Source organism: Ramlibacter pinisoli (assembly GCF_009758015.1).
Taxonomy (GTDB): domain Bacteria; phylum Pseudomonadota; class Gammaproteobacteria; order Burkholderiales; family Burkholderiaceae_C; genus Ramlibacter; species Ramlibacter pinisoli.
This window is the reverse complement of record NZ_WSEL01000003.1, coordinates 1,516,674-1,532,483: the sequence shown is the minus strand read 5'-3', so window position 1 is coordinate 1,532,483 and position 15,810 is coordinate 1,516,674. Positions and strand designations below refer to the sequence as shown.

Below are 15,810 nucleotides of genomic sequence, written 5' to 3'. Positions count from 1 at the left end.
TGCCATGGCCACCCATCCGGTCGAGCCCGAGACCCCGGACGAACAGCCGGCGGATAACGGTGCGCCCAACCCGTCGCGACTGCCGGTGGAGCCCGAGTTCGGTCCGCTCCCGCCGGCATCCGAGCCGGAGGACCCGACCGTCCACAAGCCCGCCATCTAGATCCCCAAGGAACCCGTCATGGCCACCGCCGACATGACCCCGCACACCCCCGGCCTCGAACACGAGGAGCCGGAACTCTGGAGCGAGGACGACATCCCGACACCGTCGAACGACGACCCGGAAGAGGCCGCCCGCCACACCGAGGTGCACCCGCAGAAGCCATGACCGGCACGCCGCCGCCGGAGCCGATGCCGACCCCTGCGCCCAAGCCGGCCGACCCGGAACCCACGCAGCCCGCGCGCGACCCCGAGAGGAGCCGCGTGCACGATCCCGACGACGGGCAGTCGGAGCATCCGAAGAACTGAGGCGCGCGGCGCGTGCCCGGTGCCGGCGACGTGGTGAACGGCGCTAGCCGTCGTTCGCCGCCAGCAGCCCCTGGGCGTCCTCGTCGAGGCCGGCGACCGGCGTTGCCTTGGCCAGCGCCATCCACACGCCGAACGGCAGCTCCGCGCGCCGTGGGCGCGCCGCGGGCCGGGCCACCACCAGGCGGCCGTTCTCCACCACCAGCACCCCGCAGCCGGCCGGGATCTCGTCGGGCGCGCCGATGCAGCGCCCCTTGGCATCGGCCCCCAGCACGTACCAGCACTCGCCCAGATCGAGGTAGGCCGCGCGCTTGGCCGCCTGGCGCAGGTCGGACAGCAGGTCGGAACGGCGCACCTTCACCTCGTGGACCACCGGCTCCACGTACTCGGCGACCGAGGTGTTGCGGATCGAGAAGACGTCGGGCTTGCACATGCACCACTGCGCCGCCGCGTCGGCCTCGCCGGGCACCTGCGCGCGCAGGCTCAGGCCGCGCCAGGCGACGCGGCCGGCGCGCACCATCTCGCGTGCGACCCGCTCGACCAGGGCCTCGTGGGCCGACAGCCGCGCGCGGTTGTCGCGCAGCGTGGCGGCCACCAGCTGCAGGCCGTCCGGCGTCACGCGCAGCGCTTCATGGCCGCCCGGCGAGAGCACACGCTCGAGCAGGCCGCAGGCCAGCAGTTCGATCTCCAGCGGGTCCTGGCAGGGCCAGCCAGCCGAGCGGTAGACGTCCCGCAGGCGGCGCGCATGGGCACGGCCGAGGGCGGGCATTGCAGGGGAGAGGGCGGCCATGGGCGGGCCATGATAGCGGCGCGTAGGGCGACCGTAGGCAGCTTCCCACGCAGTGTGTGGCGAATGCCTGATCTGCCGGCGACCCAGGGCTTCCACAATTCCGCGCATGCTCGAGAAAGCCACTTACGGCATCACCGCGCTGCGCTATGCGGGCACCCAGATCGTCGAGGCGATGATGGGCCTGATCGACGCGCGCAGCGCCCGCTGGGACATGCGTCCCTCGCCGACGCGCGTGACGGAGGTGGTCGACCGCCTGGTCGAGGGCGACACGATCATCAGCATGTTCCCCGACGACGAGGGGGGCCTGCAACCCGGCCCCGAGGTCAAGGTGGACGTGCTGCCCGAGGGCACCGAGACACTGGCCTTCGACGAGGACCGGCCCGGCCTCAGCCTGGACGACCTGCCGCGCTTCTGAGCGCAGCTTCGACGCTTCCCGGTCGCGCTGGCGACCACTGGCCCGACCGTGGTCCGCGGCACCTCCGCCGCGGTGACGCACCACGGACGCGCTGACGCGCCCTGGCGCTGGTCCTGTCCCCCCGCATTCCCGCGCGCCATCCAGCCCGCCGCATTCCTGCCGCTGCAGATTCCTCCTGCTGGGCAGTTGTCCTGCGTGCGCTCGCGGCGCGCGCCGATACCGTCGAGGCTGCATACACCTGCTGGCACCTGCTTGCGTCTTGTGACGTCCTGTGGGGATGGGACACGCAACGGCCGTGTCGGAATCGGCTGTCACGCAGGTGCGCGATTCCCCACAGCAAGGTCCGTGTGCAGCCTACCCGTGGCGTATGTCCATTTTTCACACCATGTCGTCACCGCGAAGAATGCAGAGCGACAAGGACACGACGACCGCCCATGTGCCACACCCGCGACAGGCGCGCAAGTCAAGCGTGGCTCGATGGCCACGGTCGTTACGTGTCGTTGCGGCGATCAACGAGGAGTCACCCCGGTTCACCCATGTGTGACGAAACAACTGTGACGGAATTATTCGGCCGCCTCGGCGGCAGGAAGCAGGGAGTACCAGCATGAACACCATTTCCACCACGCCAGACGTCGACCCGGTCACGTTCCTCAGGATCGCCGGCCAGGGCGCGACGCTGCGCACCCACGCCGACCTGTGGCGCTGGCTGCAGGGCGACGTGCAGAAGTGGCTGCCGCATGACATCCTGCTGGTCGGCTGGGGCGACTTCCGCTCCGGCGAGGTCCAGTTCGACATCGTCTCCAGCCTGCCGGGCCTGCGCACCCACCTGTGCCCGTCGCAGCGCATCGGGCCGCTGGTCAACTACTTCCGCGATTGCTGGGTGGCGGCGCAGTCGCAACCCTGCCAGCTGGACATCAGCGGCTGCGGCCAGCTGCTGGGCGAGGCCGGCCAGGGCTGGGCCGCGTCGCCCGGCGTGCCCGGCATGCAGACCGCGCTGGTGCACGGCGTCGGCGACGCCCGCCTGGGGGGCGAGCGCATCTTCGCGGCCCTGGGCAGCGGGCTGGTGCCCTCGGCCGGCCCCGGGGCGCTCAAGCTGATCCTGCCCTTCATCGACTCGGCCCTGCGCCGCATGCCGCCCGCCCCAGTGCGCCAGCCCGGCGCCGAGCGCAACCAGGTCGAGCAGCTGGTCGTGCGCCTGGGCGCCCTGTCCGAGCGCGAGCGCCAGATCATGGTCTGGGTCGCGATGGGCAAGACCAACCCGGAGATCGGCTGCATCCTGCGGATCAGCGAGTTCACGGTGAAGAACCACATGAAGAGCATCTTCAGCAAGCTGGACGTCACCAACCGCGCCCAGGCCGTGGCCAAGCTCACCCGGATGGCTGCCTATGCCTGAGGCGGACCGCATCCTCGCCGCGGCCAGCACGGCGCCGCCGGCGGCCCCCGAGCTGCCCGGTCCCGCCGTCTTCAGCCACAGCCGCCTGCTGCGCGCGTTCGAGGCCTTCGTCGAGCCGCTCGCCACCGTGGTGTCGCTGTGGCTGCTGGTGTGGACCTTCGAGGGTGCGCTCGGCACGCGCTGGCTGGTGGTGTCCATCGTCGCCTTCGCGCTCGCCTATCCGGGCCGGCAGCAGCTGCGCGCCTCGGCGCCGCGGGTGATCGTCGACACGCTCCTGGGCTGGGCCTGGACCTGCGGCCTGCTGTTCGGCCTGGGCTACGCCACCGGGCACCTGGACGACTTTCCCCGTCCCATCGTGCTGCACTGGCTGTGGCTCGCCCCGACGGCGCAGCTGCTGTCGCACTGGGCGCTGCGCCAGGCGGCCCCGCACCTGATCCGCCTGCAGGGACCTCCGCTGCGCGCCGTGGTGGTGGGCATGAACGAGCAGGGCGGCTCGCTGGCCGACCGGCTGTCGCTGGCGCACTACACCGGCGTCGAGCTGCTCGGGTTCTTCGACGACCGCACGCCGGACCGCCTGCACGGGCGCAACCGCCACCGCATGCTCGGGCGCATCCAGGAGATCGCCGAGTACGTCAAGAAGCACAACGTGCAGCTGGTCTACCTGTCGCTGCCCATGGCGTCGCAGCCGCGCATCAAGCTGCTGCTGGACGCGCTGAAGGACACCACCGCATCGGTCTACTTCGTCCCCGACATGTTCGTGACCGACCTGATCCAGGGTCGCACCGACTCGATCTGCGGCATGCCGGTGATCTCGGTGTGCGAGACCCCGTTCCGCGGACCCAACGCCCTGGTCAAGCGGGGCAGCGACATGGTGCTGGCTGTTGCTATCCTGCTACTGCTGTCGCCCCTGATGCTGGGCATCGCGGCGGCCATCAAGCTCACCTCGCCCGGACCGGTGATCTTCCGCCAGCGCCGCTATGGCGTCTGGGGGCAGGAAATCATCGTCTACAAGTTCCGCTCCATGACGGTGACCGAGGACGGCGCCCAGGTCCTGCAGGCGCGCCGCGACGACGTCCGGGTGACGCCCCTGGGGCGCTTCCTGCGCCGGACGTCCATGGATGAGCTGCCCCAGTTCATCAACGTGCTGCAGGGCCGCATGAGCATCGTCGGCCCGCGTCCCCACGCGGTGGCCCACAACGAGTTCTACCGGCCGCTGATCAAGAGCTACATGCTGCGACACAAAGTCAAGCCCGGAATCACCGGCTGGGCCCAGGTGAACGGCTTCCGGGGCGAGACCGATTCGCTGGAAAAGATGGAGGCGCGGATTCGCTGCGACCTCGACTATCTGAGAAACTGGTCGTTGCGGCTGGACCTCTACATCATCTGGAGGACCATCCGGCTGGTGTTCAAGGATGGCGCGGCTTATTGAGCACCAGCTCCAACGAGCCATTGTCCGCCCGTAGCCCGTGCGTAACAGTCGATGCAACCATGAACTCGTGGATTGCGCCGGGCCCCTCCGAGAAACACCAATGAAGAAACGATCCTTGCGGCCCCTGCTCTCCGTCACGGCGGTGTGCCTGTTGCCGGCCGCCCTGCACGCGCAGACCACGCTCCAGTCGCCCGGGGGGCAGCCGGGGCAATCCGCCGCCCAGCCGGCGGGGCAGGCCATGGACACGCCGATGGCAACGCCCATGGGCGAGTCCGCGATCGTCAACATGTCGCCCGCGCAGTCGATCTCGCAGCCGTTCGCGCCGGTGACCACCAACCCGCTCGAGAACGACCGCCAGGGGCTGGTGCTGCGCGCCCGTGCCGGCGTGGAGCGTGACGACAACGTGCTGCGCACTGCCGGCGGCGAGATCAAGGACACCATCACGCAGCTCGGGGCGGGCCTGCGCTACAACCAGCGATTCAGCCAGCAGCGCGTGGTGGTCGATGCCGAGGTGAGCCACTACAACTTCGACAAGCTGGGCGTCGACTACAACACGCTGAACTACGCCGCTGCCTGGTTCTGGCGCGCGGGCAACCAGTTCGACGGTGTCGCCAGCGCCGACCGCCGCGAGTTCCGCGACCTGGCCTCCGGCTCCACCGGCGCCGTCTTCCGCCGCGTCGAGCGCGCCGAGCTGCTCGAAGGCGGCTACAAGCTGGGCGCCGCCTGGCGCGTGCTGGGCGGCATCCAGCACACGCAGTCGACCAGTGACGATCCCAACGGCTGGGACGGCAACCCCAACGTCGACAGCGTGCGCGTGGGCACCAGCTACGAGCTGCCCTCCGGTTCGCTGGTGGCGCTGCGCTATCGCTACGGCAACGGCGAATACCAGGTCGCCACCGCCACCGGCTTCAAGGACAACGAGATCGAGGGCACGTTCCGCTGGCTCGTGTCACCCAAGACGGCCGTCGATGCGCGCATCGCGAACCTCAAGCGCGAACACGACAACACCCCCGGCCGCGACTTCAGCGGCGTGGTGGGCGGCGTCACGGTCAACTGGGAAGCGACGGCCAAGACCCGCGTCCTGGCGGGCTACCAGCGCGACCTGGGCAGCTACATCGTCGGCCCGACCGGCCACACCGAGACCGACCGCTTCTTCGTCGGCCCGGTCTGGCGTCCGACGGTCCAGACCGGCGTGAGCCTGCGCTACGAGCATGAGCGGCGCAACTGGGAAGGCGTCACCGCCACCGCCGATGCGGGCCGTTCCGACAAGTTCGACGTCCTGGCCCTGGGCCTGGACTGGCAGCCGCGCCGTTCCATCGGCGTGGCGGCCCAATGGCGCAACGAGAAACGCGACTCGTCGCTGCCTGCATTCAACTACCGCGCGAACGTGCTCGGGTTGTCGCTGAAGCTGACGATCTGACGCGGCCGCGCGGGCAACCGCGGCTATCTGAAGGGAGTAAGAACATGAGAACCGTGCTTCGAACGTTGGGGATGATCTGGATGGTGGCGTGGGCCACGCTGGCGGGGGCCCAGGCCGATGCCGCGGGCGCCCGGGCACAGGCCGGCAACGGGGCTCCCACCGCTGCCGCCCAGGCCGCCGGGTCCGAGTACAAGCTCGGCCCCGGCGACCAGATCCGGGTCCAGGTGTTCCAGAACCCCGACCTGACGGTCGAGGCGCGGGTCTCCGAACAGGGAACCATCAGCTACCCGCTGGTGGGCTCCGTCAACATCGGCGGCTCCACCATCGGCCAGGCCGAACAGAAGATCGCCGGCGCCCTCAAGAGCGGCAACTACCTGAAGCAGCCGCAGGTCAACATCGTCCTGCTGCAGGTGCGCGGCAGCCAGGTGGCCGTGCTCGGCCAGGTGCAGAAGCCCGGGCGCTTCCCGCTCGAGACCACCACCACCCGCGTGAGCGACCTGCTGGCGGCCGCCGGCGGCGTCACCCCGATGGGCGACGACACCCTCATCGTCACCGGCACGCGCAGCGGCCAGCCGTTCCGCAAGGTGATCGACATCCCCGGCCTGTTCATCAACCAGCGCAGCGCCGAAGACATCGTCGTGCAGGGCGGCGACACCATCTTCGTGAACAAGGCGCCGGTCTACTACATCTACGGCGAGGCCCAGCGCCCCGGCCCGTACCGCATCGAGCGCGGCATGACCGTGCAGCAGGCCCTGGCCCAGGGCGGCGGCCCGACCCCGCGCGGCAGCACCAGCCGGCTGCGCCTGACCCGCACCGGCCCCGACGGCAAGGCGGTGGAATCCGATGCCCGCCTGACCGACCCGGTGCTTCCCAACGACGTCATCTTCGTCCGCGAGAGCCTGTTCTGATCCTGCCGAAAGCCTCGCCCATGAACCTCTACCAATTCCTGTCCATCCTGCGGGCGCGACGATTCGTCGCCTTCGGGATCTTCCTGGCCACGGTGGCCCTGGCGCTCGCCTGGACCCTGCTGCGCCCCAGCTACTACACGGCCCGCGCCCCGGTGCTGGTGGACATCCGCTCCACCGATCCCCTGGGCAGCAACCAGTGGCAGCCGGCCATCCCGGCCAGCTACATGGCCACCCAGATCGACATCGCCCGCAGCGACCGGGTCGCCGAGCGCGTGGTCGAGACGCTGGGCCTCGAGAAGGACGCCAAGGCACGCGAGGAGTGGCAGCAGACCTCCGGCGGCCGCGGCGAGTTCAAGACCTGGCTGGCCGGCAACCTGCAGACGCAGCTGGACGTCAAGCCGGCGCGCGAGAGCAACATCATCAACATCGCCTACACCAGCCGCTCCTCGCAGGAGGCCGCGAAGATCGCCAACGCCTTCTCCCAGGCCTACCTGGACATCGCGCTGGACATCAAGACCGACCCGGCCAAGCGCTATTCCAGCTGGTTCGAGGAGCAGCTGAAGTTCGCCCGCGGCAAGCTCGAGGAATCGACCAAGCGCCTGACCGACTACCAGCAGAAGACCGGCGTCATCAGCGCCGACGGCGTCGACATGGAGACCCAGCGCCTGAACGAGCTGTCCTCGCAGCTCACCATGGTGCAGGGCCAGCTCACCGACGTGGCCAACAAGCGCAATGCCGGCGTGGGCGTCGCCGAGGTCATGGTCAGTCCCCTGATCAACAGCCTGAAGGCCGACATCGCCCGCCAGGAAGCGCGCATCCAGGAGGCCAGCGCCAACCTGGGCTCGCGCCACCCGCAGATGGTGCGCATGCAGGACGAGCTCAATGCGATGCGCTCGCGCCTGAACTCCGAGACCAGCAGCATCGGCAACTCGATCAACACCGCCTTCGAAGTGGGCCGGGCGCGCGAGCGCGAGCTGTCCGGCGCCGTGAACGCCCAGCGTGCACGCGTCATGCAGTTCAACAAGTACCGCGACGAACTGTCGGTGCTGCGGCGCGACGTCGACACGGCGCAGAAGGCCTACGAGGCGCTGTCCGAGCGCGCCTCCAACTCCAAGCTGCAGGCCCTGACCAACCAGACCAACATCCAGCGCCTGGCCACCGCGGTGGAACCGCTGGAGCCGCGCGGCCCGACCACCAAGCTGGCTCTGCTGGTGGCGGCCTTCGGCGGGCTGCTGCTGGCCATCGCCGGCGCCGTGCTGCTGGAACTGATGAACCGCCGCGTGCGCTCGGTCGACGACCTGCAACTGGCCACCGGATTGCCGATCCTGGCCTCGCTGCCGGCGCACAATGGGCGTGAATCGCTCGCCCTGTTGGCCAACGGCCCGACGCGTCCTGCGCTGGGTTACCGCGGGAGCCTCGCATGAACAGCCAGATCCTGCCCCTGCACCGCGACCTCGACATCATCGGGCCGGCGCGCGAGGTTGCCCAGCCCATCGGGGCGCTGCTGGTCGACGCCGGCCGCATCACCAGCGACGAGGCCGAGCGCATCCACGAGTACCAGAAGAAGGTCGGCCTGCCGTTCGGCGAAGCCGGCATCTCGATGGGCCTGCTCACCGACGAGGACGTGCGCCAGGCGCTCGCCCTGCAGTTCGGCCATGCCAGCCTGTCGCCCGATGCCGGCCTGGGCAAGGACCTGATCGCCGCCTACGAGCCCGACAGCCCGGCGGTCGAACACCTGCGCAGCCTGCGCGCGCAGCTCATGCTGCGCTGGTTCGAGAACGACTCGGCCCAGGCCGCGCTGGCCATCGTGAGCCCCGGCGCGGGCGAGGGCCGCAGCTACATCACCGCCAACCTGGCCGTGCTGTTCTCGCAGATGGGCAAGCGCACGCTGGTCATCGACGCCGACCTGCGCCGGCCGCGCCAGCACCGCATCTTCGGCCTGCCCGGCAAGATCGGCCTGTCGGCCGTGCTCGCCGGCCGTGCCGGCGCCGAGGCGATGTGCGACATCAAGCCGCTGCCCGGCCTCACGGTGCTGCCGGCCGGTGTGCTGCCGCCCAACCCGCAGGAGCTGCTGTCGCGACCGGCCTTCCAGCGCCTGATCCAGTCGCTGCGCGGCATGTACGAGGTCATCCTGGTCGACACGCCGGCCGCCAGCAGCTGGGCCGATGCCGGCACGGTGGCGGCGCGCGCCGGGGCCGCCCTGATGGTCACCTGCCGCGACCGCAGCTCGATGCCGCGCGTGATCAAGCTGTCGGAAGACCTGCGCGAATTCGGCGTCAGCGTGGTCGGCGCCGTGCTCAACGGGGCGGGAACCGTGTGATGGCCCAGCTGGACTGGCAGACGCGCTGGTACCAGCTGGTGCGGTCGATGGCGCGCGTCCATTCCCAGGAGGGCGAGGAGCAGCTGTGCGAATGGCTGCTGCGCCCCGGGGAGCCCCGCGTGCTGGCCTTCGTCAACGCCCATGCGATGAACCAGGTCGCCGAGTCCGACCCGTTCTACCAGGCGTTGATGTCGGCCGACGTCGTGGTGCGCGACGGCATCGGCGTGTTCCTGCTCATGCGGCTGCTGAACCAGCCGGCGGGCCAGAACCTGAACGGCACCGACCTCATCCCCAAGCTGCTGCAGGAGGCCGACGGCCTGCCCATCGCGCTGTTCGGTACCCGCGAGCCGTGGCTGCGTGCGGCCCGCCAGAACGTGCGGCAGACGCTCGCGCCCAACAGCCCGTGCGTGACGGCGAACGGTTTCCTCGAACTGGGCGACTACATCCACCTGGCGGCCCAGCAGCGCCCGCGCGTCATCGTGCTGGGCATGGGCATGCCGCGCCAGGAGGAGGTGGCGATCGCGCTGCGGGCGGCGCTGGGCTACCCCTGCCTGATCGTGTGCGGCGGCGCCATCATCGACTTCCTGGGCGGCAAGGTGCCGCGCGCGCCACGCTGGATGCGCCGCACCGGCCTCGAGTGGGCGTTCCGGCTCGGGCGCGAACCGCGCCGGCTGTGGAACCGCTACGTGCACGGCAACCCGCTGTTCCTGGGGCGCGCGCTGCGCATGGCCACCCGTTCGCTGCGCCAGGGCTGGCCTGCCGTGGCCTGAGCGCAGCCGCCGGCGCGGTTCTCGCCCTCCGCGAGAATCGCGCCATGGGCAGGCCTCATTACCACGTCTACGTCGTCGAACTCGCCGACCCGGTGTGGAACGTGGCGCGCTTCCGGCGCGCCAACCCTGGCTACCAGCTGGGCAAGCCCTTCGTCTACGTCGGCATGACCGGCCTCGACCCCGACATCCGCTTCGACAAGCACAAGGCCGGCATCCAGGCCAACCGCTTCGTCCAGCAGTGGGGTGTGCGCCTGCTGCCCGACCTGTACGAGCGCCACAACCCGATGCCGTACGACGATGCCCGCCTGATGGAAGTCGAGGTCGGCATCCAGCTGCGCCGGCTGGGATGGGGCGTCTGGCAAGGCTAGCCGGCAGGCGTCCGCACTGCACCCCATCAACAGCGGCTGACGTCCACCGTCGCCTGGCGCGGCCACACGGCAACTGGCTCAGCCTTTACCCTCTGCAGGTGACTCAGCTTTCCCTTTCAGCGGCGGACCGCCAGACATGAACGACGACGCCATCGTCGTCGGCTCCGGCGTGGCCGGCCTGCGTTGCGCACTCGCGCTGGCCGATGCCGGGCTGCGCGTGACGGTGCTGGAGGCCACCGCCCACGCCGGCGGCCGCGCGGCCAGCTGGATCGACGAGACCATGGGCCAGCAGGTCGACATCGGGCCGCACGTGGTGAGCAGCGAGCACCGCAACTTCCTGTCCATGCTCACGCGCCTGGGCACGGTCGACCAGATCCAGTGGCAGCGCTCGCCCCTGGTCACGCTGGTCGACGGCGAAGGCGCGCTGCGCATGCCGAAGACCTTCGGACCCGTCCCGCTGCACGGCCTGGCGCTGTTGCCGCAGGCCCTGCGCCGGCTGTCCTGGCGCGATCGCCTGTCGCACCTGCGGCTGGCCTGGCGTGCCGCACGGGTGAACGAGGAGCAGCTGCGCGACCTGGACCTGGAGAACGCGCTCGACTGGCTGCGCGCGGCCGGCGTGCGGCCGCGCGCCATCGACTGGTTCTGGCGCTCGGTGACGCTGGCGCTGCTGAACGTGCCGCTGGAGCACTGCTCGGCCGCCGCGCTGATGCGCGTGTACCGGCTCATGCTGGGGCGCAGCGGCTGGCATTTCGGCTTTCCCAAGCTCGCGCTCGCCCAGCTGTACGTGCCGGGCAGCTGCCGCGCCGTGCTGCGCTCGGGCGGACAGGTGCTGTTCGGGGCGCGGGTCCAGCGACTGCTGCTGCAGGACCGGCAGCTTGCCGGCCTGCAGACCACCGACGGCCACCAGTTCGCCGCCTCGCGCTGCGTGCTGGCGATCCCGCCGCAGGAACTGGCCGCGCTCATCGCCGCCTCGGACGCACCGATGCTGCAGTCGCTGGCCAACGTGGCGCGGTGCTTCCGCCCCAGCGGCTACCAGAGCACCTACATCTGGTACGACCGGCCCGTGACCAGCGAGCGGTTCTGGGCCCGCACCTGGTCGCTGCAGGGCCTGAACACCGACTTCTACAACCTGTCGGCCATCCGTCCCGGCCCGGCCGGCCGGCCCTCGCTGATCGCCTGCAATGCCATCGGCCCGCAGGTCCGCGCCGACTGGCCCGACCACCGCATCGTCGAGGAGACGGTGCGCGAGATCGCCGACTTCGCGCCCATGGCGCGCCAGGCCCGCGTGCTGCATGCGCGCGTGCACCGCACCCCGATGGGGATCCCGCAGCCGCGCCCCGGCATCGAGGTGATGCGCCCGCCGGTCACCACGGCCCTGCCGGGCCTGTGGATCGCCGGCGACTGGACCGACACCCGGCTGCCCTGCTCGATGGAAAGCGCCGCCCGCTCCGGCGCGCTGGCGGCCGAGGCCGTCCTGGCGCGCGACGGCCGGGTGGTCAAGCTGGCGGTCGATGCGCCGGAGACGAAAGGCCTGGTGGGGCTGTTCAGGAGCCGTTAGGCCTGCGGACCATCCGGGGCCGAGGGGCAGGGACCGTCTCACGCCTCCAGCAGGAAGTCCGGACCGATGTGCGCCGTCGACGTGACGCCCAGCATCGCCATGTTGCGCGACACCTCGTCGCGCAACAGGGAGACACCGCGGCGGACACCGGGTTGCCCCGCCACGGCGGCCGCGTAGTTGAACGGGCGCCCGACGAACACGAAGCTGGCGCCCAGTGCCAGGGCCTTGAGGACGTCGGTCCCCCTGCGGAAGCCGCTGTCGATCATCACCGGCACGTCCGCGCAGGCCTTCACGATGCCGGGAAGGACACGCAGCGGTGACACGGTGCCGTCAAGTTGGCGGCCACCGTGGTTCGACACGATGATGCCGTCCGCCCCGGTCTCCACGGCCGTCCGTGCGTCGCGCACGTCCAGGATGCCCTTGATGACCATCCGGCCCGGCCACAGCTGCCGGATCATCCGGATGTCGGCCCAGCCCAGGTGGCCACGATCCGAGAAGTCGCGCAGCACGCTGGCCGACAGGATCGGAGCCCCGCGGCGCGCGTAGTTGTTCTCGAAGTGCGGCATGCCGTGCTGCACGATGGTCCGCAGGAACGTTCCGAACAGCCACTGCGGATGGGTGATGCCTTGCCATGCAAGGCGTGCGCTGGGCCTCAGCGGGGTGGAGAAGCCGGCCCGGACATTGTTCTCCCGGTTCGCGGCAATGGAAGCATCCAGGGTGACGACGAGCGTGCCGTAGCCGGCGGCCTTGACGCGCTGGATCAGGGCGACGATGTCCTCCTTCTGGCCCGGCAGGTACGCCTGGAACCAGGCGTCGGGGTTGGCCTGGACGATGTCTTCCATGCGGATGAGCGAGGAACCGCTCATGATCATCGGAACGTTCTCCTGCGCTGCCGCCGTCGCGAGCACCAGGTCGCCGCGGTAGGCCGACAGGGCGCAGATCCCCATCGGGGCGATGCCGAACGGCGCAGACCACGTCTTGCCCAGCAAGGTCGTCGTGGTGGAGCGCCTGGACGTGTCGACGAGGACGCGGGTCACGAACTCGTACTGGTCGAACGCCCTGGCGTTCGACCGCAGCGACTGGTTGCGCTCGACGCCTCCCGAGACATAGGCGAACACGGGTGCCGGCAGGTGCCGGCGTGCTGCGTCCTCGAAGTCGTCGAGGCAAAGAAAACGGCCCAGCGAGGGCCGGGCCTTGGATCCGCCCGTCATCCGCAGATCATTTGTCGGTCCAGGGATTGGCTTGCCACAGCTTCCGGAAGTCGTCCTCGCCGGTCTTTAGTTCCGCGGCGTAGGGCGTCGGCGCGAGGTAGCGGATCGGCGCGAAGTAGCCCGCGGCCTTCTGCCGGAACTCGGGATCGTTCACTGCCTTCTGCACGGCGTTGACCAGTTTCTCGCGCACGTCCGGCGGCAGGTTCCTGGGCGCCGCGACGCCGCGCAGCGATGCCATGATCACGTCGAACCCCTGCTCCTTGAACGTGGGCACGTTCGGGGCGAGGGTCGACCGCTTCTCGCTCATCTGCCCCAGGTGGCGCAGCGGCGTGCCACCTTTTTCGTACTGGAGCGCTTCACCGATGTTCATCGCGGCCAGCATGATCTGCTTGCTGGCGATGGCGTTGTGGACCTCCGCGGCGCCCTTGAACGGCACGTGCGTGAGTTTCACGCCGGCCGCCCGCTCGAACATCAGGGCTGCGAGATGGTCGTCGGAGCCGATGCCGGTCGTGCCGTACGTCACCTTCCCGGGGTTGGCCTTGGCGTAGGCCACGAGCTCCGCCAGGTTCTTGATGGGGGTCTCCGCATGCACGGAGAAGTTGCCCGGATCGTCGACGATGTTGCCGATGAGGTCGAAGTTCTGCCAATGGAAGCTGGACTTGCGCTCGATCGGAATGGTGAGGACGTTGGGGGTGTTGATGAACCCGATCGTGTAGCCATCAGGCTTGGCATTCGTCAGCTCGGTGAACCCGATGCCGCCGCCGGCGCCGGGGCGGTTGATGACCACGATGGAGGCGTCGCCACCGAGGTGCTTCTGCGTGTACTGCGCCAGCAGCCGGGCCGTGATGTCGGTCCCGCCGCCGGCGGCGTAGGCGACGATCATCTTGATCGGTGCTTCGGGGTAGGCGGCACTGGCGAGGCCGGGCGCCAGCGCCGCGGCGCACAGGGCGAACGCCGGCAGGAGGCTGCGCAGGTGGGAAGAGAGGCGATGCATGGGAGTGTCTCCTTGGGATGAGGGGGTCAGGCGCGCGCCAGAACCTGCGTGCGCCGCCGTTCGAAAGCGGACCAGGCCTCGGGGTTGATCAGGCGTGGCGGGCGTTCACCCCGCAGGACGCCGGCGATCTGCTCCGCGCTGATGGCCGCAACGTTGCGGCGCGCTTCGTGCGTCACGCCGGCGGTGTGGAAGGTGGCGAAGACGTTGTCCATGGCCAGCAGCGGATGGTCCAGCGGTGGCGGCTCCTGGTCCCAGACGTCGATGCCGGCGCCCGCGAGATGACCGGACCGGAGGGCTTCGACGAGCGCGCCCTCGTCGTGGATGCCGCCCCGGGCGGTCGTGATGAAGATGGCGCCCCTCTTCATGCGGCCGAAGGTGTCGGCATTCATCAGGTTCAGGGTCGTCACATTGCGGGGGCAGTGCAGGGAGACGAAATCCGAGCGCGCGAGCAGCTCGTCGAACGACACCGCCCGGGCGCCGCGCCGGGCGATCTCTTCCGGCGACAGGAGCGGGTCCGTCGCGATCACCTCCAGGCCGAAGGCGCGTGCGAGTGCGGCCACCCGGGTGCCGATGTGGCCGATGCCCACCAGGCCGACCGTCTTGCCCTGGATCTCGTGACCCATCACGTCCTCGCGGGCATAGCCGATCTCGCGGCGCATGCGGCGGTCCCCCTCCAGCATGCGGCGGGAGACGCCCAGGATGAAGCCCAGGGTGTGTTCGGCGACCGAGACCGCGTTGCCGCCGGACTGGTTGACGACGATGACGCCGGCAGCCGTGCAGGCCGCGACGTCCACCGTGTCGTAGCCCGCCCCGCCGGCCGACACGCAGAGCAGGTCGGGGCAGCGGGCGATCAGGTCGGCGCGCGCGAACCATTCCTTGGGCAGCTCGTCCTTCGCGGCGGACACGTGGTACACGTGGGCGCTGGCGAGTGCGTCCCATGCGGCGGACGGATTGCCCTGCACGGAAAACACGCGCAATGCCACGCCGGGCTCACGCGCCAACCGCTCGTCGAACGCCGCATCGATCCACAGGTCCGACCGGACCACGCGCTTCTCGATCGTCATCACTTCGGCTCCGTGTTGCAGCCGATGCGCTGGAGCGTGGCGTCGATCCACGACGTGTCGAGCCGGCCTGCGGCGATGTCGGCCAGCGTCTTCTTCTCTGCATCCATCTTGCGATGCGTGGCTGCCAGGATCTCCTCGGCGTCGTCGAACGGCACGCACAGGAGCCCGTCGGCGTCGCCCAGGATCAGGTCGCCCGGATGGATCACCATGCCATCGATCGAGATGGGGACGTTGATCTCCCCGGGGCCGTCCTTGTAGGGGCCGCGGTGCGTGACCCCGGCGGCATACAGCGGAAACTCTCCCTGGCCGATCTCCTGGGCATCGCGGACGGCTCCGTTCAGGACCACGCCGGCCACGCCGATCTTCACCGCGGTGGCCACCATGATCTCGCCGAACAGCGAGTTGGTCAGGTCGCCACCGGCGTCGACGACGATCACGTCGCCCGGTCGCGCCATGGTCAGCGCCTTGTGGATCATCAGGTTGTCGCCCGGCCGCGTCTTCACCGTGAGCGCCGGGCCCGCCAGGTAACCGGACCTGTGCATCGGGCGCAGGCGTGCGCCGCCGGCGGTCATGCGCGTCATGCAGTCGCTGACGTTGGCGACGGGCAGGCCCTTGAAGGCCTTCACGAGTTGCGCCGGGACTTCGCGCCGACGCTTGAGAATCTGTAGTCCGACCATGGCTGGAATCCGGGAGTTGGGGTGGGAGGGA

Annotated in this window: 17 protein-coding genes; 12 read left to right on the top strand and 5 right to left on the bottom strand. The window is 70.0% G+C overall.

The window, feature by feature from the left end; translation table 11 throughout:
- Positions 1–4: 4 nt before the first annotated feature.
- Entirely contained in the window at positions 5–160 is a 156-nt protein-coding gene (locus tag GON04_RS08625) for a hypothetical protein (protein ID WP_157397506.1), read from the top strand.
- Positions 161–178: 18 nt separating this feature from the next.
- Positions 179–325, top strand: coding sequence for a hypothetical protein (locus tag GON04_RS08620; protein WP_157397505.1), 147 nt, complete (start codon positions 179–181; stop codon positions 323–325).
- A 183-nt stretch (positions 326–508) separates the two neighbouring features.
- Here the strand turns inward: GON04_RS08620 and GON04_RS08610 are convergent, their stop codons facing one another.
- Positions 509–1,252, bottom strand: coding sequence for a hypothetical protein (locus GON04_RS08610; RefSeq protein WP_157397503.1), 744 nt, complete (start codon positions 1,250–1,252; stop codon positions 509–511).
- A 106-nt stretch (positions 1,253–1,358) separates the two neighbouring features.
- Here GON04_RS08610 and GON04_RS08605 point away from each other — a divergent pair, with 106 nt between their 5' ends.
- From GON04_RS08605 to GON04_RS08560, 10 genes are all read left to right on the top strand, one after another.
- Complete coding sequence (locus tag GON04_RS08605; RefSeq protein WP_157397502.1) at positions 1,359–1,667, top strand: hypothetical protein; 309 nt, start codon at positions 1,359–1,361, stop codon at positions 1,665–1,667.
- Positions 1,668–2,271: 604 nt separating this feature from the next.
- Positions 2,272–3,060, top strand: a complete 789-nt coding sequence (gene epsA / locus GON04_RS08600) for an XrtB/PEP-CTERM-associated transcriptional regulator EpsA (RefSeq protein WP_157397501.1) — start codon at positions 2,272–2,274, stop codon at positions 3,058–3,060.
- Entirely contained in the window at positions 3,053–4,489 is a 1,437-nt protein-coding gene (locus GON04_RS08595) for an undecaprenyl-phosphate glucose phosphotransferase (RefSeq protein WP_157397500.1), read from the top strand. Before epsA ends, GON04_RS08595 begins: the two co-directional genes overlap by 8 nt.
- 100 nt (positions 4,490–4,589) lie before the next feature.
- Positions 4,590–5,909, top strand: a complete 1,320-nt coding sequence (locus GON04_RS08590; protein ID WP_157397499.1) for a porin family protein — start codon at positions 4,590–4,592, stop codon at positions 5,907–5,909.
- A gap of 44 nt (positions 5,910–5,953) precedes the next feature.
- On the top strand, positions 5,954–6,817 hold the full coding sequence (gene epsE, locus GON04_RS08585) for a polysaccharide export protein EpsE (protein ID WP_157397498.1): 864 nt from the start codon (positions 5,954–5,956) through the stop codon (positions 6,815–6,817).
- Between the two features lie 20 nt (positions 6,818–6,837).
- Positions 6,838–8,241 carry a chain length determinant protein EpsF gene (epsF, locus tag GON04_RS08580; protein ID WP_157397497.1) on the top strand — a complete coding sequence of 468 codons (1,404 nt, stop codon included), beginning with the start codon at positions 6,838–6,840 and terminating at the stop codon, positions 8,239–8,241.
- Positions 8,238–9,137 (top strand): chain length determinant protein tyrosine kinase EpsG, encoded by a 900-nt coding sequence (gene epsG / locus GON04_RS08575; RefSeq protein ID WP_157397496.1) that lies wholly within the window; start codon positions 8,238–8,240, stop codon positions 9,135–9,137. The genes epsF and epsG overlap by 4 nt, the downstream gene beginning before the upstream one ends.
- Positions 9,137–9,907 carry a WecB/TagA/CpsF family glycosyltransferase gene (locus GON04_RS08570; protein WP_157397495.1) on the top strand — a complete coding sequence of 257 codons (771 nt, stop codon included), beginning with the start codon at positions 9,137–9,139 and terminating at the stop codon, positions 9,905–9,907. The genes epsG and GON04_RS08570 overlap by 1 nt, the downstream gene beginning before the upstream one ends.
- 44 nt (positions 9,908–9,951) lie before the next feature.
- Complete coding sequence (locus GON04_RS08565; RefSeq protein ID WP_157397494.1) at positions 9,952–10,275, top strand: hypothetical protein; 324 nt, start codon at positions 9,952–9,954, stop codon at positions 10,273–10,275.
- A 136-nt stretch (positions 10,276–10,411) separates the two neighbouring features.
- Positions 10,412–11,833 (top strand): hydroxysqualene dehydroxylase, encoded by a 1,422-nt coding sequence (locus tag GON04_RS08560; protein WP_157397493.1) that lies wholly within the window; start codon positions 10,412–10,414, stop codon positions 11,831–11,833.
- A gap of 38 nt (positions 11,834–11,871) precedes the next feature.
- Here GON04_RS08560 and GON04_RS08555 read toward each other — a convergent pair whose 3' ends face one another.
- From GON04_RS08555 to GON04_RS08540, 4 genes are read right to left on the bottom strand one after another with little or no spacing between them, the layout of a single operon-like run.
- Entirely contained in the window at positions 11,872–13,044 is a 1,173-nt protein-coding gene (locus GON04_RS08555; RefSeq protein WP_157397492.1) for an alpha-hydroxy acid oxidase, read from the bottom strand.
- A gap of 7 nt (positions 13,045–13,051) precedes the next feature.
- Positions 13,052–14,038 (bottom strand): tripartite tricarboxylate transporter substrate binding protein, encoded by a 987-nt coding sequence (locus tag GON04_RS08550; RefSeq protein ID WP_157397491.1) that lies wholly within the window; start codon positions 14,036–14,038, stop codon positions 13,052–13,054.
- 26 nt (positions 14,039–14,064) lie between these two features.
- Positions 14,065–15,102, bottom strand: coding sequence for a hydroxyacid dehydrogenase (locus tag GON04_RS08545; protein WP_157397490.1), 1,038 nt, complete (start codon positions 15,100–15,102; stop codon positions 14,065–14,067).
- Positions 15,102–15,779: an RraA family protein gene (locus GON04_RS08540; protein ID WP_157397489.1), complete on the bottom strand. Its 678-nt coding sequence runs from the start codon at positions 15,777–15,779 to the stop codon at positions 15,102–15,104. Before GON04_RS08540 ends, GON04_RS08545 begins: the two co-directional genes overlap by 1 nt.
- Positions 15,780–15,810: the final 31 nt, after the last annotated feature.

Bases quoted from the DNA above. Each gene is read 5' to 3' on its own strand.
- GON04_RS08625 (WP_157397506.1), top strand. From the start codon at position 5: ATGGCCACCCATCCGGTCGAGCCCGAGACCCCGGACGAACAGCCGGCG.
- GON04_RS08620 (WP_157397505.1), top strand. From the start codon at position 179: ATGGCCACCGCCGACATGACCCCGCACACCCCCGGCCTCGAACACGAG.
- GON04_RS08610 (WP_157397503.1), bottom strand. From the start codon at position 1,252: ATGGCCGCCCTCTCCCCTGCAATGCCCGCCCTCGGCCGTGCCCATGCG.
- GON04_RS08605 (WP_157397502.1), top strand. From the start codon at position 1,359: ATGCTCGAGAAAGCCACTTACGGCATCACCGCGCTGCGCTATGCGGGC.
- epsA (WP_157397501.1), top strand. From the start codon at position 2,272: ATGAACACCATTTCCACCACGCCAGACGTCGACCCGGTCACGTTCCTC.
- GON04_RS08595 (WP_157397500.1), top strand. From the start codon at position 3,053: ATGCCTGAGGCGGACCGCATCCTCGCCGCGGCCAGCACGGCGCCGCCG.
- GON04_RS08590 (WP_157397499.1), top strand. From the start codon at position 4,590: ATGAAGAAACGATCCTTGCGGCCCCTGCTCTCCGTCACGGCGGTGTGC.
- epsE (WP_157397498.1), top strand. From the start codon at position 5,954: ATGAGAACCGTGCTTCGAACGTTGGGGATGATCTGGATGGTGGCGTGG.
- epsF (WP_157397497.1), top strand. From the start codon at position 6,838: ATGAACCTCTACCAATTCCTGTCCATCCTGCGGGCGCGACGATTCGTC.
- epsG (WP_157397496.1), top strand. From the start codon at position 8,238: ATGAACAGCCAGATCCTGCCCCTGCACCGCGACCTCGACATCATCGGG.
- GON04_RS08570 (WP_157397495.1), top strand. From the start codon at position 9,137: ATGGCCCAGCTGGACTGGCAGACGCGCTGGTACCAGCTGGTGCGGTCG.
- GON04_RS08565 (WP_157397494.1), top strand. From the start codon at position 9,952: ATGGGCAGGCCTCATTACCACGTCTACGTCGTCGAACTCGCCGACCCG.
- GON04_RS08560 (WP_157397493.1), top strand. From the start codon at position 10,412: ATGAACGACGACGCCATCGTCGTCGGCTCCGGCGTGGCCGGCCTGCGT.
- GON04_RS08555 (WP_157397492.1), bottom strand. From the start codon at position 13,044: ATGACGGGCGGATCCAAGGCCCGGCCCTCGCTGGGCCGTTTTCTTTGC.
- GON04_RS08550 (WP_157397491.1), bottom strand. From the start codon at position 14,038: ATGCATCGCCTCTCTTCCCACCTGCGCAGCCTCCTGCCGGCGTTCGCC.
- GON04_RS08545 (WP_157397490.1), bottom strand. From the start codon at position 15,102: ATGACGATCGAGAAGCGCGTGGTCCGGTCGGACCTGTGGATCGATGCG.
- GON04_RS08540 (WP_157397489.1), bottom strand. From the start codon at position 15,779: ATGGTCGGACTACAGATTCTCAAGCGTCGGCGCGAAGTCCCGGCGCAA.